28 protein-coding genes and 1 pseudogene are annotated in these 23,643 nt (G+C 69.2%); 19 read left to right on the forward strand and 10 right to left on the reverse strand.

Features of this window, described 5'->3' with window-relative positions; genetic code table 11:
• Nucleotide 1: 1 nt before the first annotated feature.
• The 3 genes from ACSQ2H_RS05505 to ACSQ2H_RS05515 form a co-directional block, all read right to left on the reverse strand.
• On the reverse strand, nt 2–379 hold the full coding sequence (locus tag ACSQ2H_RS05505; RefSeq protein WP_436060449.1) for a MerC domain-containing protein: 378 nt from the start codon (nt 377–379) through the stop codon (nt 2–4).
• 89 nt (nt 380–468) lie between these two features.
• On the reverse strand, nt 469–960 hold the full coding sequence (locus ACSQ2H_RS05510; protein ID WP_436060450.1) for a recombinase family protein: 492 nt from the start codon (nt 958–960) through the stop codon (nt 469–471).
• Between the two features lie 154 nt (nt 961–1,114).
• Nucleotides 1,115–1,648, reverse strand: a complete 534-nt coding sequence (locus ACSQ2H_RS05515; protein WP_436060451.1) for an N-acetyltransferase family protein — start codon at nt 1,646–1,648, stop codon at nt 1,115–1,117.
• A gap of 37 nt (nt 1,649–1,685) precedes the next feature.
• Here ACSQ2H_RS05515 and ACSQ2H_RS05520 point away from each other — a divergent pair, with 37 nt between their 5' ends.
• From ACSQ2H_RS05520 to ACSQ2H_RS05545, 6 genes are all read left to right on the forward strand, one after another.
• Entirely contained in the window at nt 1,686–2,609 is a 924-nt protein-coding gene (locus tag ACSQ2H_RS05520; protein ID WP_436060452.1) for a histone deacetylase family protein, read from the forward strand.
• 41 nt (nt 2,610–2,650) lie between these two features.
• On the forward strand, nt 2,651–3,268 hold the full coding sequence (locus ACSQ2H_RS05525; protein ID WP_436060453.1) for a phosphoglycerate mutase family protein: 618 nt from the start codon (nt 2,651–2,653) through the stop codon (nt 3,266–3,268).
• A gap of 66 nt (nt 3,269–3,334) precedes the next feature.
• Nucleotides 3,335–3,577 (forward strand): exodeoxyribonuclease VII small subunit, encoded by a 243-nt coding sequence (locus ACSQ2H_RS05530; RefSeq protein ID WP_436060454.1) that lies wholly within the window; start codon nt 3,335–3,337, stop codon nt 3,575–3,577.
• Nucleotide 3,578: 1 nt separating this feature from the next.
• Nucleotides 3,579–4,457 carry a polyprenyl synthetase family protein gene (locus tag ACSQ2H_RS05535; protein ID WP_436060455.1) on the forward strand — a complete coding sequence of 293 codons (879 nt, stop codon included), beginning with the start codon at nt 3,579–3,581 and terminating at the stop codon, nt 4,455–4,457.
• 18 nt (nt 4,458–4,475) lie between these two features.
• Nucleotides 4,476–6,395, forward strand: a complete 1,920-nt coding sequence (gene dxs, locus ACSQ2H_RS05540) for a 1-deoxy-D-xylulose-5-phosphate synthase (protein WP_436060456.1) — start codon at nt 4,476–4,478, stop codon at nt 6,393–6,395.
• Nucleotides 6,396–6,580: 185 nt separating this feature from the next.
• Entirely contained in the window at nt 6,581–7,201 is a 621-nt protein-coding gene (locus ACSQ2H_RS05545; protein ID WP_436060457.1) for a PEPxxWA-CTERM sorting domain-containing protein, read from the forward strand.
• 18 nt (nt 7,202–7,219) lie between these two features.
• Here the strand turns inward: ACSQ2H_RS05545 and ACSQ2H_RS05550 are convergent, their stop codons facing one another.
• From ACSQ2H_RS05550 to flgF, 5 genes are read right to left on the reverse strand one after another with little or no spacing between them, the layout of a single operon-like run.
• Entirely contained in the window at nt 7,220–7,723 is a 504-nt protein-coding gene (locus ACSQ2H_RS05550) for a hypothetical protein (protein ID WP_436060458.1), read from the reverse strand.
• 38 nt (nt 7,724–7,761) lie between these two features.
• A complete protein-coding gene (gene flgH, locus ACSQ2H_RS05555; protein WP_436060459.1) occupies nt 7,762–8,493 on the reverse strand; it encodes a flagellar basal body L-ring protein FlgH in 732 nt (243 codons plus the stop codon).
• Nucleotides 8,494–8,505: 12 nt separating this feature from the next.
• Nucleotides 8,506–9,258, reverse strand: a complete 753-nt coding sequence (flgA, locus tag ACSQ2H_RS05560; RefSeq protein ID WP_436063549.1) for a flagellar basal body P-ring formation chaperone FlgA — start codon at nt 9,256–9,258, stop codon at nt 8,506–8,508.
• Nucleotides 9,259–9,263: 5 nt separating this feature from the next.
• Nucleotides 9,264–10,052 (reverse strand): flagellar basal-body rod protein FlgG, encoded by a 789-nt coding sequence (flgG, locus tag ACSQ2H_RS05565; protein WP_436060460.1) that lies wholly within the window; start codon nt 10,050–10,052, stop codon nt 9,264–9,266.
• Between the two features lie 13 nt (nt 10,053–10,065).
• Nucleotides 10,066–10,803 carry a flagellar basal-body rod protein FlgF gene (flgF, locus tag ACSQ2H_RS05570; protein ID WP_436060461.1) on the reverse strand — a complete coding sequence of 246 codons (738 nt, stop codon included), beginning with the start codon at nt 10,801–10,803 and terminating at the stop codon, nt 10,066–10,068.
• 217 nt (nt 10,804–11,020) lie between these two features.
• Here flgF and ACSQ2H_RS05575 point away from each other — a divergent pair, with 217 nt between their 5' ends.
• Genes ACSQ2H_RS05575 through ACSQ2H_RS05600 form a run of 6 tightly spaced genes read left to right on the forward strand, consistent with a single transcriptional unit; the run spans nt 11,021 to nt 17,796 of the window.
• Nucleotides 11,021–11,605 (forward strand): flagellar basal body-associated FliL family protein, encoded by a 585-nt coding sequence (locus ACSQ2H_RS05575; RefSeq protein WP_436060462.1) that lies wholly within the window; start codon nt 11,021–11,023, stop codon nt 11,603–11,605.
• Between the two features lie 27 nt (nt 11,606–11,632).
• Nucleotides 11,633–12,724, forward strand: a complete 1,092-nt coding sequence (gene fliM / locus ACSQ2H_RS05580) for a flagellar motor switch protein FliM (protein WP_343056137.1) — start codon at nt 11,633–11,635, stop codon at nt 12,722–12,724.
• Complete coding sequence (locus ACSQ2H_RS05585) at nt 12,721–13,254, forward strand: DUF6468 domain-containing protein (protein ID WP_436060463.1); 534 nt, start codon at nt 12,721–12,723, stop codon at nt 13,252–13,254. The genes fliM and ACSQ2H_RS05585 overlap by 4 nt, the downstream gene beginning before the upstream one ends.
• A complete protein-coding gene (locus ACSQ2H_RS05590) occupies nt 13,251–14,054 on the forward strand; it encodes a MotE family protein (RefSeq protein WP_436060464.1) in 804 nt (267 codons plus the stop codon). The genes ACSQ2H_RS05585 and ACSQ2H_RS05590 overlap by 4 nt, the downstream gene beginning before the upstream one ends.
• Nucleotides 14,055–14,057: 3 nt before the next feature.
• On the forward strand, nt 14,058–16,988 hold the full coding sequence (locus ACSQ2H_RS05595) for an endoglucanase (RefSeq protein ID WP_436060465.1): 2,931 nt from the start codon (nt 14,058–14,060) through the stop codon (nt 16,986–16,988).
• Nucleotides 16,989–16,992: 4 nt separating this feature from the next.
• Nucleotides 16,993–17,796, forward strand: coding sequence for a transporter (locus tag ACSQ2H_RS05600; protein ID WP_436060466.1), 804 nt, complete (start codon nt 16,993–16,995; stop codon nt 17,794–17,796).
• On the opposite strand, the gene fliP is transcribed toward ACSQ2H_RS05600, so the two are convergent.
• Nucleotides 17,793–18,590, reverse strand: coding sequence for a flagellar type III secretion system pore protein FliP (gene fliP, locus ACSQ2H_RS05605; RefSeq protein ID WP_436063550.1), 798 nt, complete (start codon nt 18,588–18,590; stop codon nt 17,793–17,795). The genes ACSQ2H_RS05600 and fliP overlap by 4 nt on opposite strands.
• A 3-nt stretch (nt 18,591–18,593) precedes the next feature.
• Nucleotides 18,594–18,876: pseudogene (locus ACSQ2H_RS05610) on the reverse strand (flagellar biosynthetic protein FliO); the annotation flags it as partial.
• Between the two features lie 105 nt (nt 18,877–18,981).
• Between ACSQ2H_RS05610 and flgB the strand changes: the two are divergent.
• The 7 genes from flgB to fliR all read left to right on the forward strand — a co-directional run bounded on the left by flgB (nt 18,982) and on the right by fliR (nt 23,642).
• A complete protein-coding gene (flgB, locus tag ACSQ2H_RS05615; RefSeq protein ID WP_436060467.1) occupies nt 18,982–19,416 on the forward strand; it encodes a flagellar basal body rod protein FlgB in 435 nt (144 codons plus the stop codon).
• A gap of 10 nt (nt 19,417–19,426) precedes the next feature.
• Nucleotides 19,427–19,846 carry a flagellar basal body rod protein FlgC gene (gene flgC, locus ACSQ2H_RS05620; RefSeq protein WP_183773440.1) on the forward strand — a complete coding sequence of 140 codons (420 nt, stop codon included), beginning with the start codon at nt 19,427–19,429 and terminating at the stop codon, nt 19,844–19,846.
• Nucleotides 19,847–19,860: 14 nt separating this feature from the next.
• Complete coding sequence (fliE, locus tag ACSQ2H_RS05625; protein WP_267230539.1) at nt 19,861–20,169, forward strand: flagellar hook-basal body complex protein FliE; 309 nt, start codon at nt 19,861–19,863, stop codon at nt 20,167–20,169.
• A gap of 48 nt (nt 20,170–20,217) precedes the next feature.
• The gene (locus tag ACSQ2H_RS05630) at nt 20,218–20,985 is read left to right on the forward strand and encodes an ATP-binding cassette domain-containing protein (RefSeq protein WP_436060468.1); all 768 of its coding nucleotides are present in this window, start codon (nt 20,218–20,220) and stop codon (nt 20,983–20,985) included.
• A complete protein-coding gene (locus ACSQ2H_RS05635; RefSeq protein ID WP_436060469.1) occupies nt 20,982–22,526 on the forward strand; it encodes a glycine betaine ABC transporter substrate-binding protein in 1,545 nt (514 codons plus the stop codon). The genes ACSQ2H_RS05630 and ACSQ2H_RS05635 overlap by 4 nt, the downstream gene beginning before the upstream one ends.
• Nucleotides 22,527–22,602: 76 nt before the next feature.
• Complete coding sequence (gene fliQ / locus ACSQ2H_RS05640) at nt 22,603–22,866, forward strand: flagellar biosynthesis protein FliQ (protein ID WP_183773444.1); 264 nt, start codon at nt 22,603–22,605, stop codon at nt 22,864–22,866.
• Between the two features lie 20 nt (nt 22,867–22,886).
• Nucleotides 22,887–23,642 (forward strand): flagellar biosynthetic protein FliR, encoded by a 756-nt coding sequence (gene fliR, locus ACSQ2H_RS05645; protein WP_436060470.1) that lies wholly within the window; start codon nt 22,887–22,889, stop codon nt 23,640–23,642.
• The last annotated feature ends 1 nt before the right edge of the window (nt 23,643 follow it).

Here is a 23,643-nt window from a genome sequence, read left to right on the forward strand (position 1 = left end):
CTTAGTCGGGCTTGCCCGTGCAGCTGTGCCGGCGACGCCAGTTGGCGATGTGCGCGCCGGCCAGCAGCAGGCTGCCCGCCACGGTGATCGGGGTTTCGGCCTCATGGCTCGGCCAGTGTGCGACGCCCAGCGCCATGAGCGACAGGCCGACCAGCGACAGCAGGATCACGGCCAGCGACTGGCCCCTGCGCCAGAGGGCGAGGGCCGACATCGGCGCGGCCAGGCCGATGGCGAGCGCGTGGACCCACTCGGCCTCCGCCCAGGTCGCCACGACTGGGGAGAAGGCGGCGACGAGGGGGAGGGCCAGGCAGTGGGCCAGGCAGAGGCCTGACAGGCTGATGGCCGAGGCGTCCAGGAGGGAGCTAGGGGCAGATTTCAAGCGTCCCTCCGCAGCGGCCGCAACCGTCGCGGCAGAAGGAATGTAATATTATAACATTTCAGATTCAAGCCCGCTTCAGCGGGACGGCGTCAGACCGCCGCTTCCTTGAGCTTGCGCCAAACGGTCATGCGCGAAACGCCGAGCCGGCGGGCGATTTCGACCGGACCGACGCCGGCCGCCTGCAGCGCGCGAATGTCGGCGGCGGGCGCGCCGCGGCGGCGGCGGTTCCACGGCGGTTCGACCGAGGCGACGGCCTCCAGCGCTGCGCGCAGCGCGCGACCGCCTTCGCCCAGGCTGCTGACGTCCGACTCGGCCACGAACAGGCTCGCGCCGCGGACTTCCAGTCGTTCGATCACGTCAAGCACCTCACGGGTGCAAGTGGCCAGGTGATTGAGGCGGGTGACGACCAGCTGGTCGCCTTCTGAGATGAAGTCGAGAATCGACATGAGCACGCACGAGCCGTCGGCGCCCGGGCCGGCCGGTTCCTCGGCGCGAACGACATGGCAGCCGATCGCCTTCAGGGTCGCAGTGTCGTCAGCGGACCGCGCGTCGCGCAGCCTGACATATCCGATTTTGAGCATCCCACCCGTCGCGTGCAGCTACGTCGATGATTGCCGGGAAGTTCGCAAATGCGAGCGTCAGCGTCAAAGTCCGCGACGTTAATTCGCAGCAATATTTCTCTAAGCGGACGATAATTTGCAGGGCAACTGGCAAGCGCCGCCCTAAAATTCGCCCCTAGGTGGAGAACCCTTGCGCGGCACGCCGCAGAATGAACTCGTGGTCGACCGTGCCGCCCACCTGGAAGCCGTACTCGCCGACCTGTTCGAAGCCCTGGCGCATGTAGAATCTCTGGGCGCCCAGGTTCTCCGACCAGACCCCGATCCAGAGGTCGCGCGGCCCGTCGCGCTCGAGCCAGGCCATGACCTCCGAGAACAGCCGCCCGCCCGTGCCGCCGCCCTGCCACGGCTTCAGCAGGTAGAAGCGCTTGAGCTCGCCGCTGGCGGCGGTGACGTCGGGATGGGGCAGGTCGCAGGGGCCGGCCAGGGCGTAGCCGACCGCCTGGCCGTCGGCCTCGACCAGCCATTGGGCCTTGGCCGGGTCGGCGAGATCGGCTCGGGTCTTCTCGAGGCCGTAGGCCAGCGCCAGGAAGTCGGCGAGGTCCTGCGGCGGGTAGAGATGGGCGAAGGTCTCGGCGAACGTCCGCGACCCAAGGTCGGATAAAACCTGAGCGTCGGAAGGATCTGCGCGGCGTATCGTCGGTTGTTGCATTCGGGTTCCACGTAAGCCGGGTTAGGCTGCGATTCGCATGGATATCGCCCTCTACACCCATCTTGAGATGCTGGACCACCGGCCGGGCGAATGGCATCCGGAGCGGCCCGAGCGTCTGAGCTCGGTGCTGGCCGCGCTCGGAGACAGCGACCTGAAGCTCGACCGGCGCGAGGCGCCGCTGATCGCGCGGGCCGACCTGGAGCTCGCCCACCGCGGGGCCTACGTCCAGGCGGTGATCGACAGCGCGCCCACGCAGGGCATGCTGCAACTGGACGACGACACCTACATGTCGCCCGGCAGCCTGAGCGCGGCGCTGCGGGCGGCCGGCGGGGTGGTCGAGGCCGCGCGCGAGGTGGCCGCGGGCCGCATCGAGCGGGCGTTCTGTGCTGTGCGGCCGCCCGGACACCATGCCGAGCCGGCGCTGCCGATGGGGTTCTGTATCTTCTCGAACGTCGCCCTGGCCGCACGCGCCGCGCAGTTGGCCGGGATCAAGCGCGTGGCGGTCGTGGACTTCGACGTCCACCACGGCAACGGCACCCAGGCCGCGCTCGGCGGGCAGGACGACCTGTTCTTCGCTTCGGTCCAGCAGTGGCCGATGTGGCCGGGCAGCGGCCATCCGTCCGAGGTGGTCCCCGGCAACATCCGCAACGCCGTGGTGCCCCCGAACGCGCCGCGCGAACTGTGGCGCAAGGAATTCGAGGGGCTGCTGACCCACGTCGACGCCTTCGCGCCCGAACTGATTCTGATCTCGGCCGGCTTCGACGCCCACGCCCGCGACCCGATCGGCGATTCCAGCCAGAACCTCGAAGCCGAGGATTTCGCCTGGGCCACCCGGGCGATCATGAGCCTTGCCCGGACCCATAGTCGCGGGCGGGTTGTTTCCTCGCTCGAGGGCGGGTACGACCTGGAGGCTCTAGGCCGTTCTGCGCTTGCGCATGTACAGGCACTTTCGCAGGGGTGAGGGCGAAGGCCGGGTTGCAAGAATCCTGGCCATTGGATGACATGGCCGACGCTTTGACCGCCGACCTTCCGAAATCGACCGCCGCGCGCCCAGGGGCGATCGTGCTTGCACGCCACGGCGAGCCGGACATTCACCGCAAGGTGATGCTGAACGTGCACGGCTACCGCGACTACTGGAGCCGCTACGAACAACTGGGCATTCGGCCTGGCCAGACGCCGCCGCCGGCGCTGATCGAGCAGACCGCCCGGGCCGGCGTGATCATCTCGTCCGTGCGAAACCGTTCCATCGAGAGCGCCCTGGCCCTGGCCGCGGGCCGTGAGTTCGACCGCACGCCCCTGTTCGTCGAGGCCCCGCTGCCGCCGCCGCACTTTCCGGGCTTCGTGCGGATGTCGCCAAAGATCTGGGGCTTCATCGCGCGGTTCTGGTGGTGGTTCTTCAATCACCATGATGGCCAGGAGACCCGCCGTGAGGCCGAGAAGCGGGCCGACCAGGCCGCTGACTTGATCGTCGACCTGGCCGGCCACGGCGAGGACGTCGTGGTGCTGGCGCACGGGTTCTTCAACTTCATGGTCGGGCGCGCGCTGCGCCGGCGCGGCTGGCGCCTGACGGCCAATCAGGGCTGGAAGTACTGGTCCACCCGGCGCTACGAGCGATCCTGACGACGCTCGAAACGTTGCGGGCCGGGACGCCGGTCACTAACCTGATAGCTTCTCAAGGAAATCGGAATGGCCGACGCCGCTGACATTGACGCGCTCTCCTTCGAGCAGGCCCTGGCCGAGCTGGAACGCATCGTCGGCCAGCTGGAGTCGGGCCAGGCGCCGCTGGAGCAATCCATCGAGCTTTACGAGCGCGGCGCGCTCCTGAAGGCGCACTGCGAGAAGCGGCTGGAAGCCGCGCGCCTGCGGGTCGAGAAGATCGTGGTCGGCGCCAGCGGTCAGGCCGGCGTCGAACCCGCCGAGTTCAACTGACATGGCCCTCGCCAAGCGCGTGGCCGAGGCCGCCGACCTGGTGACGGTGGCGCTGGACCAGCTTCTGCCGCGGGCCGAGGGGCCCGAGCAGCGGCTGACCGAAGCGATGCGGTATGCGGCGCTCGGTCCGGGCAAGCGGCTGCGCCCGTTCTTCGCCATCGAGACGGGCCGGATGTTCGATCTCGAGGATCGCCCGGTCCTGCGTGCCGCGTGCGCGCTGGAGTGCATTCACGCCTACAGCCTGATCCACGACGATCTGCCGTGCATGGACGACGACGACATGCGCCGGGGCCGCGCGACCGTGCACAAGGCCTATGACGAGGCGACCGCCGTGCTCGCCGGCGATTCCCTGCAGACGGTCGCCTTCGAGATCCTGGCCGATCCCGACACCCATCACGACGGCGCCGTGCGCGCCGAAATGGTCATGAAGCTGGCCCAGGCGGCCGGTGCGCGCGGCATGTGCGGCGGCCAGATGATCGACATGCTGGGCGTGCGCGACGACCTGGGCGCCGTCGCCCGGATGCAGCGCCTGAAGACCGGCGCCCTGATCGCCGTCTCGTTCGAACTGCCGCTGATCATGGCCCATGCGGGCGAGGCCGAGCGCCACGCCCTGATGGCCTTCGCCCAGGACATCGGTCTGGCCTATCAGATCGCCGACGACCTGCTGGACGTCGACGGCGACAGCGCGGTGCTGGGCAAGAAAGCCGGCAAGGACGCGGAAAAGGGCAAGGCGAACTACGTCACCCTTTTGGGCGCGGACGCTGCTCGCGAACGCCTTGGCTTGCTTGCCGAGCAAACCAAGTCGCACCTTGATCCGTTTGGTCAGCAGGCCGATTTCCTGCGGGCCAGCGTGGATTTCGTGCTAGATCGCCGAAATTAGTTCGAGAACGACAACAATATGCCGCCAGTCACGCCCCTGCTCGACAAGGTTTCGTATCCCCGCGACATGCGCGACTTCAACGCGCCTGAACTGCGACAGCTCGCCGACGAGCTGCGGGCTGAAATGATCGACGTGGTCTCGCAGACCGGTGGACACTTCGGCGCCGGTCTGGGCGTGGTCGAACTCACTGTGGCGCTTCACCACGTCTATGAGACGCCGGACGACATCCTGATCTGGGACGTCGGCCACCAGACCTATCCGCACAAGATCCTGACCGGCCGCCGCGACCGTATCCGTACGCTGCGCCAGGGCGGCGGGCTGTCGGGCTTCACCAAGCGCAGCGAGAGCGAGTACGACCCGTTCGGCGCCGCCCACGCGGCGACCTCGATCTCGGCGGCGCTGGGCTTCGCTGCTGCGCGCGATGCAGCCGGAAAGTCCAACAGCGTGGTGGCGGTGATCGGCGACGGCTCGATGAGCGCCGGCATGGCCTATGAGGCGATGAACAGCGCCTGCCACACCACCACCGGCCAGCTGACCGTCATTCTGAACGACAACGACATGTCGATCGCCCCGCCCGTCGGCGGGATGAGCGCGTACCTCGCCCGCGTGGTCTCCGGCGGTGGCTACCAGTCGCTGCGCAATCTCGGCAAGTCGGTGGCCAAGGTGCTGCCGCGGCCGCTGCAGGAAGCCGCCCGCAAGGCCGAGGAATACGCTCGCGGCATGGTCACCGGCGGCACGCTGTTCGAGGAGCTGGGCTTCTACTACGTCGGGCCGATCGACGGGCACGACCTCGACGCCCTGGTGCCGGTGCTGAAGAACGTCCGCGAGATCAAGGACAAGCCGGTCCTGGTCCACGTCGTCACCCAGAAGGGCAAGGGCTACGCCCCGGCCGAGAGCGCCGCCGACAAGCTGCACGCCGTCGCCAAGTTCGACGTCATCACCGGCCAGCAGGCCAAGAGCCAGCCGGCCGCCCCGACCTACACCAAGGTCTTCGCCCAGGAACTGATCAAGCGGGCCGAGCTGGATCCGAAGATCGTCGCGATCACCGCTGCGATGGATTCCGGCACCGGCCTGGACCTGTTCGCCAAGCGCTTCCCCCAGCGGATGTTCGACGTCGGCATCGCCGAGCAGCACGCCGTCACCTTCGCCGCCGGCCTGGCGGCGGACGGCATGAAGCCGTTCTGCGCGATCTATTCGACCTTCCTGCAGCGCGGCTACGATCAGGTCGTCCACGACGTGGCGATCCAGGGCCTGCCGGTGCGCTTTGCGATGGACCGCGCCGGTCTGGTCGGCGCCGACGGCGCGACCCATGCGGGCTCGTTCGACATCGGCTTCATGGGCGCGCTGCCGGGCATGGTCCTGATGGCCGCCGCCGACGAGGCCGAATTGGCGGCGATGATCGCCACCGCCGCTGAGATCGACGACCGCCCCTCGGCCTTCCGCTATCCGCGCGGCGAGGGCGTGGGCGTCGCGATCCCCGACCTGGCGTCGCCGCTGGAGATCGGCAAGGGCCGCATCGTCCGCGAAGGCTCGGCCGTGGCCATCCTGTCGTTCGGCACCCGCCTGGCCGAGAGCCTCAAGGCCGCCGACCTGCTAGCCGCCCGCGGCCTGTCGGCGACCGTCGCCGACGCCCGCTTCGCCAAGCCGCTGGACATCGACCTGCTCCTGAACCTGGCCCGCAATCACGAGGCTCTGATCACGGTGGAAGAGGGCGCCATGGGCGGCTTCGGCTCGTTCGTGCTGCAGGCCCTGGCCCAGCACGGCGCGCTCGACCGCGGCCTCAAGGTCCGCACCCTGACCCTGCCGGACATCTTCCAGGACCAGGACAAGCCCGAGGCGATGTACGCTCAGGCGGGGCTGGACGCCGAAGGCATCGTCGCCGGCGCCCTGTCGGCGCTGGGCGCGGACAACGTCTCGGCGGCGGGACGCCGGGCCTAGCGGCGTCCGCCGTCGATGACGCGATTCCCTCATGGCGGGAGTTGATCGTTTGTCGCTATCTAAACTTGCTGCCATTCCCTCGGCGCGCTAGCCTCGCGAAGCTTAACCATGAGGGGTGTGATGGCTTCGAAAGTTCTCGCCGCTTGGCGCTGTCGTTGACTCTGGCTAGCCCCACGTCGGCGGCGGTGCTTCTTGATCAGGCCACCATTCCGGAAAGCGGGCATATTGCGCGGATCGGCTCGGTCGGTGGAGAGCTCGGGCCGCTCGCGCTCGGTCAGACCTTCACCGTCGGTGTCTCGGGGCGGTTGGACAAAGTCTCGCTGGGAATGGAGAACTGGTACGCCTCCAGCAGCACCGCGCGCTTCGAGATTCTCGACACGTCGAATGTCGTGCTGTTCGCAGTGGATATCGCCGCTACGGAGTTGCCGACCTTGGGCGTTGCCGGCATCGACGCCGCGCAGGCCTTCACCGTGAGCGTGCGGTCAGCGAACATCCTCGTCTCGGCTGGAGACATGTTGATGCTCAAGGTGTCTGGATCGCCTGGCACGCCCTTTGGGCAGGTCTGGCGCGCGAGCAATGCGGACGGCTTGATCAGCTACTCTGGCGGAGAGTCGTACAGGTTCGACGTGCCGGGGTTCCCGGGCCCGGTGCTGCTTGGCAACGAGTTCGCTTTCCGCACCTACGTCGATGATCTGACCGGTAGTGCGGTTCCTGAACCGGGCGCCTGGGCGATGATGATTGTCGGCTTCGGCGTTCTTGGTTCCGCTTTACGTGCAAGGCGGCGCGTGAGCGCGACGGTCAGCTAGGCGGCCGGGCCTACGGCTCTACTTGCACGCGCCGAGGAACTTGCGCACCGCGCCCTTGGGCGCGGGGGGCGGTTTCACGCTGTCGCCGGCCGCGCTCAGGCTGATGACCCCGGTCTTGCGGAAGGCCGCGGCCAGCGGGGCGCGGGTCGAGAACTCGGTCAGCACCAGGGTGCCGTCGGTGATGTCGTTGGGATGACCGACGCCGCGCAGGCTCAGCGTCGCGCCTTCCGACGCCAGGCTCACGCTCATCGGCCAGGGCGCGCGAACGCCGGACTTGTCGACCCAGGTCTCGCCGACCCGCTCGACCCCCAGCCGCTTGCCGATGTCGGCGCTGACTTTCACCTGGCCTGAGCCGCGTACGCAGGTGAAGGCGATCGGCTGGTCGTCGGTGTCGGGCAGGCCGAAGCGCAGCGCGGCGTCCGCGTCCTTCGGGGTCTCGACGCTCCAGACGTGCAGCGGTTCCTGGGCCTGGGCGGCGCCGGCGACGGCGAAAAGGGCGAACGCGAGAGCGGCGGACTTCATCGGCTCAACCTAGCATCGGCTCGGCTGCGCCTCCACCGTCAGAACGGCTGGAAGCGCTCGACCAGCGACTGGCCGGCCGGCACCTTCTGCACGCGGCTGATGTCGCCGCGGCCGCCATAGCTGATCCGGGCTTCGGCGATCTGGGTGTGGCGGATGGTGTTGGCCGAGGAGATGTCCTCGGGGCGCACGATGCCGGCGACGGTCAGCTGGCGCAGCTCGGCGTTGGTGCGCACCTCCTGGGTGCCCTGGATCACCATGTTGCCGTTCGGCAGGACGTTGGTGACCACCGCGGCGATGGTCAGCGAGATCTTCTCCGAGCGGGTCACGGCGCCGGACCCGGCGTTGTTCGAGGCCGAGTTGGTGTTGACCATGTTCGACGGGTCGTAGCCGCCCGGGAAAAACTTGCCGAGGCTGGCCTCCAGCCCAAAGAAGTTGTCGACGCCGGCCTGCATGCCGGCGGTGCGGCTGCTGGTCGAGGCGTTGCGGGTCTGGGCGCTGTCGTCGATGTCGATCTGCACCGTCAGGATGTCGCCCACCCGGTTGGCGCGCTGGTCGATGAAGAACGCACGTGCGCCCGTCCGCCACAGCGAGTTGGCCGAGGCCGCCTGCGGGGCGGGTTCGCGGGCCGAGACGAAAGTCGGCTGATCGCGGGCGATCAGGGTGGCGGGATAGCCGACAGGCGCCAGTTCGGGAGCGCGCACCGCCTCGGTGACGGTCGAGCAGGCGGCCAGCGGGGCCAGGGCGAGGACGGCGAGAACGGAAAGGCGCATGGGCGGTGATCCCTATCGGAGCGCGTACTGGGTGCGGGGAAGGGCCTTCAGCTGGTCGGCGGCCGGGCCGACGACGGCTTGGCCGGGACCGCTGGCGACGGCCTGGATGATCTTCTTCGACGTGACGTTCTGGACCGCCAGGGTCTCGCCGAGGCTGGCGGCGGCCATCGCCTTGCCCTGCAGGACCAGCGAGATGCCGCCGTCCTCGTAGGTCACGGTGATCAGGTCGCCGGATTTGATGACTTGGGGCGCGGAGACGTCGCGGGCCGAGACCGCCGAGCCGGCGCGCAGCGGGCGCTTGGCGGCCAGACCGATGATCGCCTCGGCGTCGTTCGGCGCGTCGCTCGGGGCGGCTGCGGCCTTGCCCCAGACCAGATCCTGCGGCTGCACGATCTCGCCGGCCGTCAGGCTGCGGGCGTAGGTCAGCACCTCGACATTGCCGCGGGCGGCGGCCGGACCGGCGGCGGCCAGGCCCGGACCGCTGGCGGCGCTGCGCACGACGATGCGGCGGAAGCCCTCGGCGTTGGCCCAGTCGAGGCCGGCGCGGCGCGCGACGCCCTGCACGGCGGCGGCGTCCAGCACCGCCGAGGCTCCCGGCTTGGCCGCGACCGGGGTCTTGCCGGCCGCGCCAGCGCCTTCGAATAGGTCCGACAGGGTGATGATCCCGTCGCTGTCGACAGGATCGGCCTTCAGCACGACCGGCTGGCCGGCGAGGGCGGGGGAGGCGATCAGGGCCGCCGCAGCGGCGATCAGGAGACGCTTCATCATGATCAGGACCGGATGTTGCTGGCGGTGCGCAGCATCTCGTCGGCCGAGGTGATGACCTTCGAGTTCATCTCATACGCCCGCTGGGCGACGATGAGGGCGGTGATTTCGGTCACCGCGTCGACGTTCGAGGCTTCGGTGTAGCCCTGGTTGATCGTGCCGGTACCGTCGACGCCGGGGACGGCGACGGTCGGGGCGCCCGAGGCGGCGCTTTCTTTCAACAGGTTGTCGCCGATGGCGTCGAGGCCGGCCTCGTTGACGAAGGTCGCCAGTTCGAGGTTGCCGATCACGTCCTGGGCGGTCTGGCCGGCGCGGATCGCCTGCACCTGGCCGCTCTTGGAGATGGTGATGTCGGTGGCGTCGGCCGGGATGGTGATGGCCGGCTCGACCAGATAGCCGTCTTCGGTGACCAGCTGTCCCTGGTCGTTGGGCGAGAAGTTGCCGGCCCGGGTGTAGGCGATCTCGCCGCTCGGCATCATCACCTGGAAGTAGCCGCGGCCCGAGATGGCCATGTCGAACTTGCCGCCCGTCTGGGTCATATTGCCCTGCTGGGTGATGCGGTAGACCGACCCGGTCTTGACGCCGCCGCCGACCTGCACGCCGGTCGGGACGACCGTGCCCTGGTCGGAGGACTGCGCGCCGGCCCGCTCGATGGTCTGGTAGAGCAGGTCCTGGAACTCCGCCCGCTGCTTCTTGAAGCCGACGGTGTTCATGTTGGCGATGTTGTTCGAGATGACCTCGACGTTCAGCTGCTGGGCGGCCATGCCGGTCGCGGCGGTGCGGAGCGCTTGCATCGGCGGAAATTCCTCAGTTCACCTTGCCCATCCGCTCGATCGAGCGGCGGGAGAGTTCAGCGTTGGCGTCCATCATCTTGGCGACGGACTCGTAGGTGCGGGTGATCTCGATCATCCGGGTGATCTCGGCGACCGGCTTGACGTTCGAGCCCTCCAGCATCCCCTGCTGGATCACGGATTCCGTGGCGGGCTGGGCCTGGGCGTTGGAGGTGTTGCGGTAACGGTTCTCGCCGACCTTCTCGAGCACCGACAGCTCGTCGAAGCGGGCCAGGCCGATCTTGCCCAGGCGCTCGGCGCCCTGGCTGACCGTGCCGTCCTTGGCGATCATCACGGGGCCCAGCTTGGGGTCGATGGCGATCTCGCCGCCGCCTTCGTCCAGCAGCGCCGCGCCGTCCTCGGTCACCAGACGCCCGTCGCCGTCCATGTGGAACCGGCCGTCGCGGGTGAACTGCTCGCCGTCGGCGGTGCGCACCCGGAAGAAGCCGTCGCCCTGGATTCCGAAGTCGAACGGCGCGCCGGTCTGGCGCAGCACGCCCTGGCCGAAGTCGCGCCCGACGCTGCGGTCGATCACGAACTTCACCGGCCGCGGCGCGCCAAAGGTGTGGGCCGGCGCCATCGGCTCGGTCTCGACCATCAGGTTTTCGACCTTGAAGCCGGTCGTATCCATGTTGGCGATGTTGTTGGCCACGATGTCGAGTTCACGGCGCAGAGTCATCTGGCGCGAGAGTCCGACGTAGAGGGCGTTGTCCATGGCGAAGCCTTAACCTGCGGCGTTTTCGTCGCTGGTTTGGCTGCAAGGATCGGGCCAGTTCAAAAGCTCAATGAAAACAGCGGGAAATAAAGTTAACGCCCGCCGCCCGGCGGAAATTGCCCGGCACGAAAATCGCGCTCGTTAACACACGTTAAAAACTTGTCCTTAACCATGCCTAGGCCATGAGACGGGGTAAGATTCTAAGGAGCGCGCGCGCGTGGCCAAGGACAAGGTGAAGGAAGCCCCGTCAGGCGACGCCGAAGGCGAAGACGGCGAGGGTGCGCCCGCGAAGAAGAAGTTCACCCCGAAGATGATGATCATCGCCGGGGTCGCGGCCGTGCTCGTGCTCGGCGGCGGCGGGGCCGGCGCGTTCTTCCTGCTGAAGCCGAAGCCGGAAGCGGCCGCCGGCAAGGCCGCCGAGAAGAAGAAGGAAAAGAAGGGCGAGAAAAAGGGCGAGGCCGAGAAGCCCGTCGGCCAGGTCCGCGAAGGACCCGACGGCATCCTGTTCTACACCATGCCCAGCGTGGTGGTGAACATGCAGACCGCCGACGGCCGCTCGACCTTCCTGAAGCTCAAGCTGACGCTGGAAGTGCCGGACCAGGCGACCGTCGACCTGCTGGAGCCGAACATGCCCAGGCTGCAGGACATGTTCCAGACCTTCCTGCGCGAACTGCGCCCCGAGGACCTGCAGGGCAGCCAGGGGTCGTACCAGCTGCGCATGGAGATCCAGCGCCGGGTGAACCTGGTCATCGCCCCGTCGAAGGTGAACGCCGTCCTGATCGAGGAGATGCTGATCAACTAGGGCTGGTCCCTGGTTGGCGCGTGACCCATGGCTGACGAAGAACCCCAGATCATCGGCGGGCTGCAGGGCGGGATAAATCCCGACGACCCGGCCACCTGGCAGAACCCTGACGAGAAGGTCGAGGGCCTGCTGGGCGCCGAGCGCATTCTCAATCAGGACGAGATCGACAGCCTGCTCGGCTTCGACCTGTCCGATGAGGAGGCGGCCGAGCGCTCGGGCATCCGCGCGATCATCAACTCGGCGCTGGTCTCGTACGAACGCCTGCCGATGCTGGAGATCGTCTTCGACCGCCTGGTGCGGTTGATGACGACGTCGCTGCGGAACTTCACGTCCGACAACGTCGAGGTCAGCCTCGACAACATCTCGTCGATCCGCTTCGGCGACTACCTGAACTCGATCCCGCTGCCGGCCATCCTCTCGGTGTTCAAGGCCGAGGAGCTGGAGAACTACGGCCTGCTGACGGTCGATTCCAACCTGATCTACTCGATCGTCGACGTACTGCTCGGCGGTCGCCGCGGCACCGCGGCGATGCGCATCGAGGGCCGTCCCTACACCACCATCGAGCGGGTGCTGGTCCAGCGGATGGTCGAGGTGGTGCTGGCCGACGCCCGCGCCGCGTTCGAGCCGCTGACCCCGGTGACCTTCACCCTCGACCGGCTGGAGACCAATCCGCGCTTCGCCGCCATCGCCCGGCCGGCCAACGCCGCCATCCTGGTCAAGCTGCGCATCGACATGGAAGACCGCGGCGGGCGCATCGAACTGCTGCTGCCCTACGCCACGCTCGAACCGATCCGGAAGATGCTGCTGCAGCAGTTCATGGGTGAGAAGTTCGGTCGCGATAACATCTGGGAAAGCCACCTGGCGACCGAGCTCTGGACCACCCAGCTCGACGTCCGCGCCGTGCTCGACGAGCAGCAGCTGCCGCTGCGCGAGGTGCTGGAGCTGAAAGTCGGCGACACGCTGATGTTGAACGCCACGCCTGACAGCCAGGTCGAACTGCGCGCCGGGGCGATCCCGCTGACCCGCGGGCGCATGGGGCGGCGCAACCACCACATCGCCGTACGCGTCGACAGCCCGCTGTCGCCGCATGCCAAAAAAGCCATTTCGAGGTTCAAATGAGCGCCATCGCCATCGGCCTGAACCTGATGCTGGCCGGCCTGCTGGCCGCCGCCCTGATGATGGGCTACCGCCTCAACGCGCGACTGAAGGCGCTGCGCGAGAGCCACGAGGGCTTCGCCAGGGCGGTGGCCGAACTGGACGCCGCCGCGGCCCGGGCTGAGCAGGGTCTCGCCGACCTGCGCGCCGCCACCGACGAAGCCCACGACGCCCTGGCCGACCGCATCGAAAAGGCCCGCGCCCTGACCGCCAAGCTCGACCGCCAGCTGCAAGGCGCGCCCGCCTCGTCGGCCTCGTCGGCGCGCCGCGACAGCGCCGAACCGGTGGCCGAGGCCGATGTCGAGCGCGTCACCCAGCGCCTGGGTTCGCTGCTGTCGGCCGCGCGTGACAGCCGTCCCGAACGCGCGCCTGCCGCCCCCGCCCGCCGCCAGGCCGCCGCCGCGCCGCCGCGCCCGGCCTTTGACGACGACCTCTTCGACCAGCCCGCCGAGCGTCGCCCGACGCCAGGCGCGCGCCTGGGAGCCCGCCGATGAAGAATGTTCCCCGCATCCTGCCGCTGGTCGGCGTCGCCATGGTCGGCGTGCTGAGCCTCAATGCGCTGTCCGGCGCCCAGAGCCTGCCCGACCTGTTCTCGGGCGCGCGCGCCTTCGCCGAGGAAGCCGCCAAGGGCGTCGCGCCGGCGAAGGATGAAGCGAAGGCTGCGACCGGCGAGGCCAAGGACGCCGCCGCCGCGGTTCCGAACCTGCCGCCGGCGGCCAAGCCTGCTGCGGTCTGCGCCCCGACCGCTGCCGAGCTGGCAAAGGAAGCCGGCCTGTCGCCTGCGGAGCTGCAGGTCCTGCAGAGCCTCGGCGCTCGCCGCGGCCAGCTCGACAAGCGCGAACAGGACATGGACGTGCAGTTGGCTCTGATGGCTGCGGCCGAGGCCAAGCTTGACGCCAAGATCCAGGCGCTGAACGGCATGAAGGGCGACATCGCCAAGCTGATGGTCGACGCCGACGAGAAGGAACAGGCCGAGATCGACCGCCTGGTGAAGGTGTTCGAGCTGATGAAGCCCAAGGACGCCGCGCCGCGGATGGTGCTGCTGGACGATGCGGTGCGTCTGCCGGTGGCCTCGCGGATGAAGGAGCGGGCGCTCTCGCCGATCATCGCCAACATGCCGCCGGTCGAGGCCAAGAAGCTGACCGAGGCCCTGGCCGCCCGCTTCGCCGAAGTGAAGAAGGTCGCGGCCGCGGCCCAGGCCGCCGCCGGTCCGCTGCCGGCCGCCCCGCGCGCCGCCGGCCAGGCCGCCGCGCCCGCGCCGAAAGCGGCCGCGCCGCCCGCCAAGGCCGGCTAATCGATGAAACTGCGTCAGGCCCTTAGGTCGAGCGTCGCGGCGATCACCATCGCCAGCGTCGCTGCGCCGACCGGCCTGTCGGCCCAGACCTCCGAGGCCGCGCCGCGCGGCGGCGCCCAGGTGCGCGTCGCCCAGGCCAAGGACTTTTCGCGAATCGAACTGGGCGGCCGGGCGGTGGCCCGGCGCGACGGCCAGGTCCTGACGCTGCAGTTGGCGCGCGGGGCCAATCCCGACATCAGCCGCCTGCGGACGTCCCCGCCGCGCTGGCTGAAGAGCGCCGAGTTGCGCCGCGGGGCCGCGGGCGCGGCGCTGGTCCTGACCCTCGCCGACGACGCGGACGCGCGTGTCGGAACCGCGGACGGCGCCACTTACGTCAATCTCTTCGAGAAGCCGCCGGCCCCGCCTGCGCCTGAGGTCGCGCAGGCCGAGCCCGTCGCGGCTCCGTCGCCGCCGCGGCCCAACCCGGTCCCGGCCGGCGGCGTCGTGCGCATGGCCACCAAGATCGGCGCCGGCCAAGTGCAGCTCAGCTTCCCGTGGGCCAATCCGGCCGGGGCCTCGGTGTTCCGTCGCGGCGGGGCGGTCTGGATCGTGTTCGACGCCCCGGCGACGCTCGACGTCTCGGCCGCGCCGCGCGGCCTGCGCCAGATGACCGGCGCCGCCGCTTATCGCGGGACCGACTATACGGCCGTGCGGATCGACTCGCCGACCGGCACGCCGTTCTTCGCCTCGTCGCAGGGCGCGACCTGGACGGTGATCCTCGGCCCAGGCGCGCAGGTCGAGCAGCCCGCCCAGATCCGCGTGGTGCGCGATCAGGCTGGCGGACCGGCGGGCCTGAAGGCCGCTGTCGCCGGCGCGACCAAGGTCGTCCGGGTCTCTGACCCCGTGGTCGGCGACACCCTGTCGGTGGTCACCGCGCTCGGTCCCGCCAAGGGCCTGCCGTCGCGCCGCGAGTTCGTGCAGATGGCGCTGCTGCCTTCGGCCCAGGGCCTGGCGGCGGAATCTTACATCGACGATCTGGCGATGCGCCAGGACGGCGACCTGGTGCAGATCGGCCGCCCCAGCGGCCTGACCTTGTCGCCGGCCTCGGCGAGCGTCGCCCGGGCCGAAGCGACGCTCGGGGCGCCGCAACCGGCGAGCATGCCGGGCCTGATCGACGACGAGAACTGGTCCAAGACCGGCTCGGGCGGCTTCTTGTCGCGCTACAACGCGCTGCTGTCGGCGGCCAACGAGGAGGCCGCGGTCGGCCGCGACGCCCCCGTGGCTGCGCGCATGGCGCTGGCCCGCTTCCTAGTCGGTTCTGAACTGTCGTTCGAGGCGATCGGCGTCCTCAACGAAGCAGCGCGCCGCAGCCCGGCGGTGATGGAAGATCCGGAGTTCCGCGGCCTGCGCGGCATCGCCCGGGTCATGGCCCGCCGCTACAAGGAGGCCCAGGCCGACTTCTCCGCGCCGATCCTGCAGGATGATCCCTCGGTCGCGCTGTGGCGGTCCTACATCGCCGCGCAGTTGGCCCAATGGCCCGAGGCCCGCAATCAGTTCGGGGCCGGCGCCGAGGCCTTCAACCAGTTCTCACCGACCTGGAAGGCCCGCTTCGCCCGGTCCGACGCCCTGGCGGCGCTGGCGCTGGGCGACGTCAACGGCGCCGACGCGCGCATCAAGCTCGCGCTGATGGACAAGACCGACCCGCTGGAGGAGCTGGCCACGCGCCTGGTCCAGGCCCAGGTGGTCGAGGCGCTTGGCCACAAGGATCGGGCGCTGCGGATCTACGCTGCGGTCGCCGGCGCGCCGAGCGAGGGCTTGGCCGCGCCGGCCACCCTGCGCGCCACCAAGATCCGGCTGGAGACGGGCAAGATCACCCCGGTGCAGGCGGCCAACGTCTTCGCCGGGCTGCGCTATCGCTGGCGTGGCGACGCCACCGAGTTGGAGACGATCCGCGCGCTCGGTCACCTCTATCTGAGCCAGGGGCGCTATCGCGAGGCGCTGGAGGCGTTGCGCGGCGCCGGTTCGCGGCTGCCCGACCTGCCCGAGGCGCTGCAGCTGCAGGCCGACCTGGGCGCGGCCTTCCGCACCCTGTTCCTGGACGGCGCGGCCGATGGGCTGGAGCCGGTTCAGGCGCTGGCGATGTTCTATGATTTCCGCGAGCTGACCCCGCTCGGCGCCGACGGCGACATGATGGTGCGCCGGCTGGTGCGCCGGCTGGTCGACGTCGATCTGCTGGACCAGGCGGCCGAACTTCTGAAGTACCAGGCCGAGAACCGCCTCAACGGCGTGCCGCGGGCCCAGGTTTCCACCGACCTGGCGTTGATCTACCTGATGGACCGCCGACCCGAACAGGCGCTGCAGGCGATCAACGCCTCGCGCACGACGATCCTGCCGACCGCCCTCAACGCCGAGCGCCGGGTGGTCGAGGCGCGTGCGATGATGGGCCTGGGCCGCTACGACCACGGCCTCGAACTGCTGGAGCGCGACACCGGTCGCGACGCCCAGGACCTGCGCGGCGAGATCTACTGGAAGCAGAAGAACTGGGCCGCCGCCGGCGGCGTCTTCGAGAAGAGCCTCGGCGAGCGCTGGAAACAGCCCGGGCCGTTGACCGCCGAAGACGAAGGCAAGCTGCTGCGGACCGGCGTCGCCTACAGCCTGGCCGGGGATGACGCCGCGCTGGCGCGGATGCAGCAGCGCTATTCCGGCTTCTACGATCAGGCGCGCAATCCCGAAGCGCTGCGCGTCGCACTGACCGGGGTCCAATCGGGGCCCTTGAGCGTTTCAGACTTCGGCCGGGCGACGGCGGACAACGAAGCCTTCGCCGGCTGGGTCGCGAAGATGAAGGTCAGGTTCCGCGAGAAGCCGGCTCCGTTGGGGCCGCCGACGCCGGCCAAGACGCCGCCCGCGCCGACCGCCGCCAAGCAGGCGGCGGCGACGACGGCGGCTCGGGGCTGACCCGGTGCGGGTCCGGCTCGGCGCCGTCGCCGTGCTTGGAGCCGCGATCCTGTCCGCCGCCGGCGCGCACGCCGAACCGCGCCGTGATTTCTGCCCCGACCGCCCCGGCAAGGGATCACCGCCCTGCGTCGTCGATCCCGGCGTCGTCCAACTGGAGCTCGGCGCGTTCGACGCCGCATTCCAGCGCGCTGGCCCTGGTTCGAGCGACACCTATGTAATCGGCGCGATGGAGTGGCGGCTGGGCCTGACGCCGACTCTGGAAGGGCAGGTCCAATGGGCGCCGTACACCGAGGTCCGCACGCGCGGTGAGCGCGCCTCGAAAGTCGAAGGCGTCGGCGACGTCGTCCTGCTTCTACGCAGATCGCTGCTGAACCCCGACGGATCGGGCCTGTCGGTGGCGTTGGAGCCGTTCGTTTCGGCGCCGACCGCGACGCGCGGCGTCGGCGCCGGCGGCTGGCAAGGCGGTCTGGTCGCGCCCCTCTCGCTGCCGCTCTCGAAGACGGTGACGCTGAGCCTGGCGCCCGAGGTCGACATCGTCCGCGACGCCGACGGCGCCGGCGCGCATCCGGCCTGGTCGCTGGCTGCCGGGCTCAGCCGGCCGTTCGGGCCGGTGACTCTGGGCGCCGAACTGTGGGGTTCGATCGACGACGATCCGGCTGAGCGCGCGCACCGCGCGTCGCTCGACCTGACGATGGCCTGGTCGCCGCCGCGTCACGACGATCTGCAGTTCGATGTCGGGATCTACGGCGGGCTGACGCGCGACACCCCGGACCTCGAGGTCTCCGTCGGGCTTTCGCGCCGCTTCTAACCTCCGCCGGCGCCGCGCTGGAAGCTCTCGACGAGGCTGCCCGCGACCAGCCGCCAGCCATCGACCAGCACGAAGAAGATCAGCTTGAAAGGCAGGGACACCACCACCGGCGGCAGCATCATCATACCCATGCTCATCAGCACGCTGGCGACGACCAGGTCGATGACCAGGAAGGGGATGAACAGCAGGAAGCCGATCTCGAAGGCGCGCTTCAGCTCCGAGATCATGAAGGCCGGGGTGACGACGCTCAGCGGCGTCTCCTGGGCGGTGGCCGGCCGCTGGATCTTCGACAGCCGGATGAACAGCGCCAGGTCGTCCTGGTCCACCTGACTGAGCATAAAGGTCTTCACCGGCGCGGCGCTGGCGTCGAACGCCGCCGGCAGTTCCATCTGCTGGTCCATCAGCGGCTTGATGCCGTCCTCGTAGGACTTCTGGAACGTCGGGCCCATGACGATGGCGGTCAGGAACAGGGCCAGGCTGATCAGCACCGCGTTGGGCGGGCTCTGCTGCAGGCCGAGCGCGGTGCGCAGCAGGCCCAGCACCACGACGATCCGCACGAACGATGTGGTCATGATCACGATCGAGGGGGCCAGCGACAGGACGGTCAGCAGCCCGACCATCTGCACGACGCGCTCGGAGAGACCCGCGCCGCTGCCGAGGTCGATATTGATGGCCTGAGCCGCCGCGACCGCGGGGAAGACCATGGCCGCCAGGGTCGCCAGCACCGAGATGCCCGCCGCGCGGCGCCAGTCTTCGGCACGTAGGTGGAAGAGGGCGGCGAAAACCTTACGCATCGGCGGTGATCTTTGGCTTGCGGGCGGGTTTGGCTTGGGTCGGCAGAACCTGGCCCTCGCCGAGCAGCAGGAGCTTTTCCTCACCGTCGAACGCGACCACGACCAGCCGTCGCGAGGGGTCCAGGACCAGGGTTTCGACGACCTTCAGCCGGCGGTCGGCTTTGGCCTTCGCCAGCCGCGCGACGGCGTCGGGCCCGAACCGCCGCAGCGCGACGGCCGCCAGGCCGACGAGCCCCAGGGTCAGCGCCAGGGCGAAGACGGCGCGGAGGAAATCAGCCAATTCCATCGGATGTTCGAAAGGGGGCGGGGCGCGACTCGTGCGCTGTCCTCCCTCGTGTGCGCCGCAGGGTCTTAAGACGCGGTTAACCCTGTTTGTTCACCATCTTGAGCTATGAACCTGAACGAGATTCCGTTGTTCGCGATGCTCAAGGGGCGCTTCTCGCACCTCGGTGAGCGTCAGCGCCTGATCTCGCAGAACGTCGCCAACTCCGACACGCCCGGTTACACGCCCAACGACGTCAAGGCTTACAGCTTCGAGGCCCAGGTGCGCGCGGCGCAGACGGCGTCGGGCACGGTCGGTTCGGCCGCCCGCGGACAGGCAGTGACGCAGGCGGGGCACATGACGCCGGCCTCGCAGCACCGCAGCGCCTACAAGCCGATCAAGGCCAAGGACTCCGAGACCACGCTCGACGGCAACTCCGTCGTGCTCGAGGAGGAGATGCTGAAGATGGCCGAGGCGCGGATGAACTACGACGCGGCGATCAGTTTCTACCAGAAGTCCCTGGGCATGCTGCGGCTGGCCAGCCGCGCGCCGGGCCGCGGCTAAGGAACGCTAGATGGCTGACATCAAGCCCATGACCGGTGCGACCCAGATGATCGCCGCCACCGCCCTGCGCGCTCAGCAGGCGCGCATGCGGGTGATCGCCGAGAACATGGCCAACGCCCAGTCGGTCTCGCGCCAGCCGGGCGGCGACCCTTATCGCCGTCAGGTGCCGGTGTTCACGCCCTACAAGACCGACGCCGGCCAGGGCGTGCGCGTCGCGCGCGTCGAGCCCGACCGCAAGGACTTCCGCAGCGTCTACGACCCCAGCCATCCGTCGGCGGACGACAAGGGCTATGTGAAGCTGCCCAACGTCGACACCTTGGTCGAGGCGCTGGACATGAAGGAGGCCCAGCGAGCCTACGAAGCCAACCTCAACGTCATCGAGACGGCGCGCGCCATGGAGCAGCGCACCCTCGACATCCTCAAGAAGTAAAGGCGGCCTAAGTCATGATGACCGCGCTCGCCGCCGCCAAGGCCTACGCCGCCACCCAGAACACCGCGGTCATCAAGCCGCCGTCGGCCGGCCAGGAGGATCAAGGTCTCGACTTCGGATCCATGGTCAAGTCGGCCATGAACGACGTCATGCACAACACCAAGAAGGCGGAAGGCCAGATCGCCGCCCAGGTGGCCGGCAAGGCCGAGCTGATCGACGTCGTCACCGCGATTTCGGCCGCCGAGGCGAGCCTGGAGACGGTCATGGCCGTCCGCGACCAGGTGATCAACGCCTACCAGGAAATCATGCGTATGCCGATCTGACGGCGAGGCAGGGGTTCCCCTTCCACCTCACCGTGTTACGCCTAGGGCATGGCGGCGATCGAGCTTTCGCAAATCGACAAGCGTTTCGGGGACCACGCCGCCCTGGCCGGCGTCGATCTGACGATCCAGCCGGGCGAATTCGTCGCGCTGGTCGGGCCGTCGGGGTCCGGCAAGACCACCCTGCTCAAGACCATTAACGGCCTCTCGCAGCCTGACGCCGGCGCCGTCCGCATCGCCGACGAGGACGTGGGGGCGCTGGCGGGTCACCTGCTGCGCCGACGGATCGGCTACGTCTTCCAGGAGATCGGGCTCTTTCCGCATCTGACGGTGGCCGAGAACATCGCCGTCACGCCCCGCCTGCTGGGCTGGGACAAGGCGCGGATCGCCCGGCGCGTGGACGAACTGCTCGATCTCGTGGCGCTGCCGCCGGAGGTCGCCGGGCGCGCGCCGTCAGAGCTGTCCGGCGGCCAGCGCCAGCGGGTCGGCGTCGCCCGCGCGCTGGCGGCCGAACCGAAGATCATGCTGATGGACGAGCCGTTCGGCGCCCTTGATCCGCTGACCCGTGACGCCCTGGGCGGCGACTACCGCGCCCTGCACGACAAGCTTGGCCTGACTACGGTGATGGTCACCCACGACATGGCCGAGGCCGTGCTGCTGGCCGACCGCATCGTGGTGCTGGCCGGGGGACGAATCCTGGCGGACGGCGCGCCGGCCAGCCTGCTGGCCACGGCGACCGATCCCGAGGTCCGCGCCCTGCTGGAGGCGCCGCGGCGCCAGGCCGAACGGCTGCGCGAGCGGCTGGGAGGCATGGCGTGAACGAGCGCATCGCCCAGGCCTTCGCCCTGCTGCCCGACTATCTGGCCTGGCATGTGCTGCTCAGCGCCAGCGCCCTGGCGCTGGGCGTGCTGATCAGCCTGCCGCTGGCTGTGGCCGCCAGCCGCAGCCCGCGCCTGCGCTGGCCGGTGCTGGCCTTCGCGGGCCTGATCCAGACCATCCCCAGCCTGGCGCTGCTGGCGTTGTTCTATCCGGTGCTGCTGGGGCTGTCGGCCGCCAGCCAGGCGGTGTTCGGAAAGGGCTTCTCAGCGCTCGGTTTCCTGCCCTCGCTGCTGGCCCTGACGCTCTATTCGATGCTGCCGATCCTGCGCACGGCGACCACCGGCATCCTCGGGGTCGATCCCGCCGTGCGCGAGGCCGCCGACGGCGTCGGCATGACGCCGCGCCAGCGGCTGTTCCAGGTCGAGCTGCCGCTGGCCATGCCGGTGATCATGGCCGGCGTACGCACCGCCGCGGTCTGGACCATCGGGGCAGCGACGCTGTCGACCCCGGTCGGACAGACCAGCCTGGGCAACTACATCTTCGCCGGCCTGCAGACCGAGAACTGGGTGTTCGTGCTGTTCGGCTGCGCGGCGTCGGCGGCGCTGGCGATGATCGTCGACCAACTGCTGGGCCTGATCGAAACCGGCGCGGCCAAGCGTCGGCGCGGCCTGGTCATCGCGGGCGCTGCGCTGCTGGTGCTCGGCGCGCTGGCGGCGATGAGCCCGCTGGCGGCCTTCGGCAAGCCGGCGAGCTATGTGGTCGGGGCCAAGAACTTCTCCGAGCAATACATCCTGGCCGAGCTGATGGCCGAACGGCTGGAGGCGACCGGCGCACGCGTTTCGCGCAAGGAAGACCTGGGTTCGGCCGTGGCCTATCGCGCGCTCGCGGCCGGCGAGGTCGACGTCTATGTCGACTACACCGGCACGCTGTGGACCAACGTCCTGAAGCGCCAGGACAACCCTGGCCGAGAGGCGGTGCTGGAGCAGCTGACCGCCGAGCTGAAGCGGCGCGACGGCGTGGTGGTGCTGGGATCGCTGGGATTCGAGAACGCCTACGCCTTCGCGATGCGCGCCGACCGCGCGAGCAGTCTGGGGATCGCCAGCCTGTCTGATCTGGCGCGCCGGGCGCCGAGGCTGACGCTAGGGTCGGACCTGGAGTTCCTGTCGCGGCCGGAATGGAAGGCCGTCGACACCGCCTATGACTTCCACTTCAAGACCGAGCGCTCCTTCCAGCCGACCTTCATGTACCGGGCGCTGGCGGGCGGGGAGGCGGACGTGATCTCGGCGTTCTCGTCTGACGGGCGCATCGCCGCCGACAAGCTGGTGGTGCTGAGCGATCCCAAAGGCGCGCTGCCGCCCTACGACGCGGTGATCCTGGTCTCTCCCAAGCGGGCCGATGATGCGCGCCTGCTGGAGGCCCTGCGACCGCTGGTCGGGTCGATCTCGGTGGAGGCGATGCGGGCGGCGAACTACAGCGTCGACCGCGACCGCGGCAAGCTGTCGCCGGCCCAGGCCGCAAGGGCGCTCGAACCATCGAAGTAGCCCTTCGTTAACCATAAGTAGGCAATTTCGACCTAGCTGATTTCCAGCGTTTCACGCGTACCCAAGAGGCCTACCGATGAGCGGCGCCGAAGTTCTGGACGTCGGTCGCGACGCCATCTGGCTCACCATCCAGCTCTGCGCGCCCGTGCTGATCGTCGGGTTGGTGGTCGGGGTCGGCGTGGGCCTCATGCAGGCCCTGACGCAGATCCAGGAAGCCACCCTCGTTTATGCGCCGAAGATCGTCGCGATCTTCCTGTCGCTGCTGCTGTTCCTGCCGCTGATGGGCGCGCTGATGAGCGGTTTCATGCGCCAGATCGCCGCCCGCATCGCGGCGATGTAGCGGCCGCCCGGGCCGCCCGCATGGAAAGCTTCGCCGCCGCCAATCAGGTCTACGCCGCCGGGCTGATCTTCGCCCGGGTGGGCGCGATCATCATGCTGCTGCCCGGCCTGGGCGACACGAGTGTGCCGCCGCGCGTCCGCCTGGGCTTTTCGCTGCTGATGGCGATGATGCTGATGCCGGTCGTGGCCCAAGGGCTGCCGGTGCCGGGCACGGTGTCGGGTGTGGCCGGCGCGGTGATCAAGGAGCTGCTGATCGGCCTGATGATCGGCACGATCCTCAAGCTCTTCCTGTCGTCGCTGTCGACGGCGGGGGAGATCATCTCGATCCAGACGACGCTGTCCTTCGCCCAGACCGCCGCGCCGGGGCAGGCGCAGCCGTCTACAACGCTGGGCACCTTCCTGATGCTGATCGGGGTGACCCTGATCATGGCCACCGACCTGCATCACATGTTCCTGGCTGCGATCGTGCGGTCGTACGCCGTGTTCCCGTTCACGCGCGAACTGGCGATCGCCGACAGCACCCAGCTGGCGGTGCAGACGGTGGCAGGCTCGTTCCGCCTGGGGCTGCAACTGGCCGCGCCGGTCGTGGTGTTCTCAGTGATCTTCAACGTCGCCGCCGGCCTGGTCGGCCGGGTGATGCCGCAGTTCCAGGTGTTCTTCGTCGTCACACCGTTGATCGTGCTGCTGGGCCTGTCGATCTTCGCGCTCAGCCTGGGCGTGATCGGCATGGTCTGGCTCAACCGCTATCGCGAGCTCGTCTCGCTGTTCCTGGGCTAGG

This window comes from Phenylobacterium sp. LjRoot97, assembly GCF_964254345.1.
Taxonomy (GTDB): Bacteria; Pseudomonadota; Alphaproteobacteria; order Caulobacterales; family Caulobacteraceae; genus Phenylobacterium.

Excerpts from the sequence above, each read along its gene's own strand:
- ACSQ2H_RS05510 (WP_436060450.1), bottom strand. The coding sequence starts at position 960 with ATGCTCAAAATCGGATATGTCAGGCTGCGCGACGCGCGGTCCGCTGAC.
- ACSQ2H_RS05515 (WP_436060451.1), bottom strand. The coding sequence starts at position 1,648 with ATGCAACAACCGACGATACGCCGCGCAGATCCTTCCGACGCTCAGGTT.
- ACSQ2H_RS05520 (WP_436060452.1), top strand. The coding sequence starts at position 1,686 with ATGGATATCGCCCTCTACACCCATCTTGAGATGCTGGACCACCGGCCG.
- ACSQ2H_RS05525 (WP_436060453.1), top strand. The coding sequence starts at position 2,651 with ATGGCCGACGCTTTGACCGCCGACCTTCCGAAATCGACCGCCGCGCGC.
- ACSQ2H_RS05530 (WP_436060454.1), top strand. The coding sequence starts at position 3,335 with ATGGCCGACGCCGCTGACATTGACGCGCTCTCCTTCGAGCAGGCCCTG.
- ACSQ2H_RS05535 (WP_436060455.1), top strand. The coding sequence starts at position 3,579 with ATGGCCCTCGCCAAGCGCGTGGCCGAGGCCGCCGACCTGGTGACGGTG.
- dxs (WP_436060456.1), top strand. The coding sequence starts at position 4,476 with ATGCCGCCAGTCACGCCCCTGCTCGACAAGGTTTCGTATCCCCGCGAC.
- ACSQ2H_RS05550 (WP_436060458.1), bottom strand. The coding sequence starts at position 7,723 with ATGAAGTCCGCCGCTCTCGCGTTCGCCCTTTTCGCCGTCGCCGGCGCC.
- flgH (WP_436060459.1), bottom strand. The coding sequence starts at position 8,493 with ATGCGCCTTTCCGTTCTCGCCGTCCTCGCCCTGGCCCCGCTGGCCGCC.
- flgA (WP_436063549.1), bottom strand. The coding sequence starts at position 9,258 with ATGAAGCGTCTCCTGATCGCCGCTGCGGCGGCCCTGATCGCCTCCCCC.
- flgG (WP_436060460.1), bottom strand. The coding sequence starts at position 10,052 with ATGCAAGCGCTCCGCACCGCCGCGACCGGCATGGCCGCCCAGCAGCTG.
- flgF (WP_436060461.1), bottom strand. The coding sequence starts at position 10,803 with ATGGACAACGCCCTCTACGTCGGACTCTCGCGCCAGATGACTCTGCGC.
- fliM (WP_343056137.1), top strand. The coding sequence starts at position 11,633 with ATGGCTGACGAAGAACCCCAGATCATCGGCGGGCTGCAGGGCGGGATA.
- ACSQ2H_RS05585 (WP_436060463.1), top strand. The coding sequence starts at position 12,721 with ATGAGCGCCATCGCCATCGGCCTGAACCTGATGCTGGCCGGCCTGCTG.
- ACSQ2H_RS05590 (WP_436060464.1), top strand. The coding sequence starts at position 13,251 with ATGAAGAATGTTCCCCGCATCCTGCCGCTGGTCGGCGTCGCCATGGTC.
- ACSQ2H_RS05595 (WP_436060465.1), top strand. The coding sequence starts at position 14,058 with ATGAAACTGCGTCAGGCCCTTAGGTCGAGCGTCGCGGCGATCACCATC.
- fliP (WP_436063550.1), bottom strand. The coding sequence starts at position 18,590 with ATGCGTAAGGTTTTCGCCGCCCTCTTCCACCTACGTGCCGAAGACTGG.
- flgB (WP_436060467.1), top strand. The coding sequence starts at position 18,982 with ATGAACCTGAACGAGATTCCGTTGTTCGCGATGCTCAAGGGGCGCTTC.
- flgC (WP_183773440.1), top strand. The coding sequence starts at position 19,427 with ATGGCTGACATCAAGCCCATGACCGGTGCGACCCAGATGATCGCCGCC.
- fliE (WP_267230539.1), top strand. The coding sequence starts at position 19,861 with ATGATGACCGCGCTCGCCGCCGCCAAGGCCTACGCCGCCACCCAGAAC.
- ACSQ2H_RS05630 (WP_436060468.1), top strand. The coding sequence starts at position 20,218 with ATGGCGGCGATCGAGCTTTCGCAAATCGACAAGCGTTTCGGGGACCAC.
- fliQ (WP_183773444.1), top strand. The coding sequence starts at position 22,603 with ATGAGCGGCGCCGAAGTTCTGGACGTCGGTCGCGACGCCATCTGGCTC.
- fliR (WP_436060470.1), top strand. The coding sequence starts at position 22,887 with ATGGAAAGCTTCGCCGCCGCCAATCAGGTCTACGCCGCCGGGCTGATC.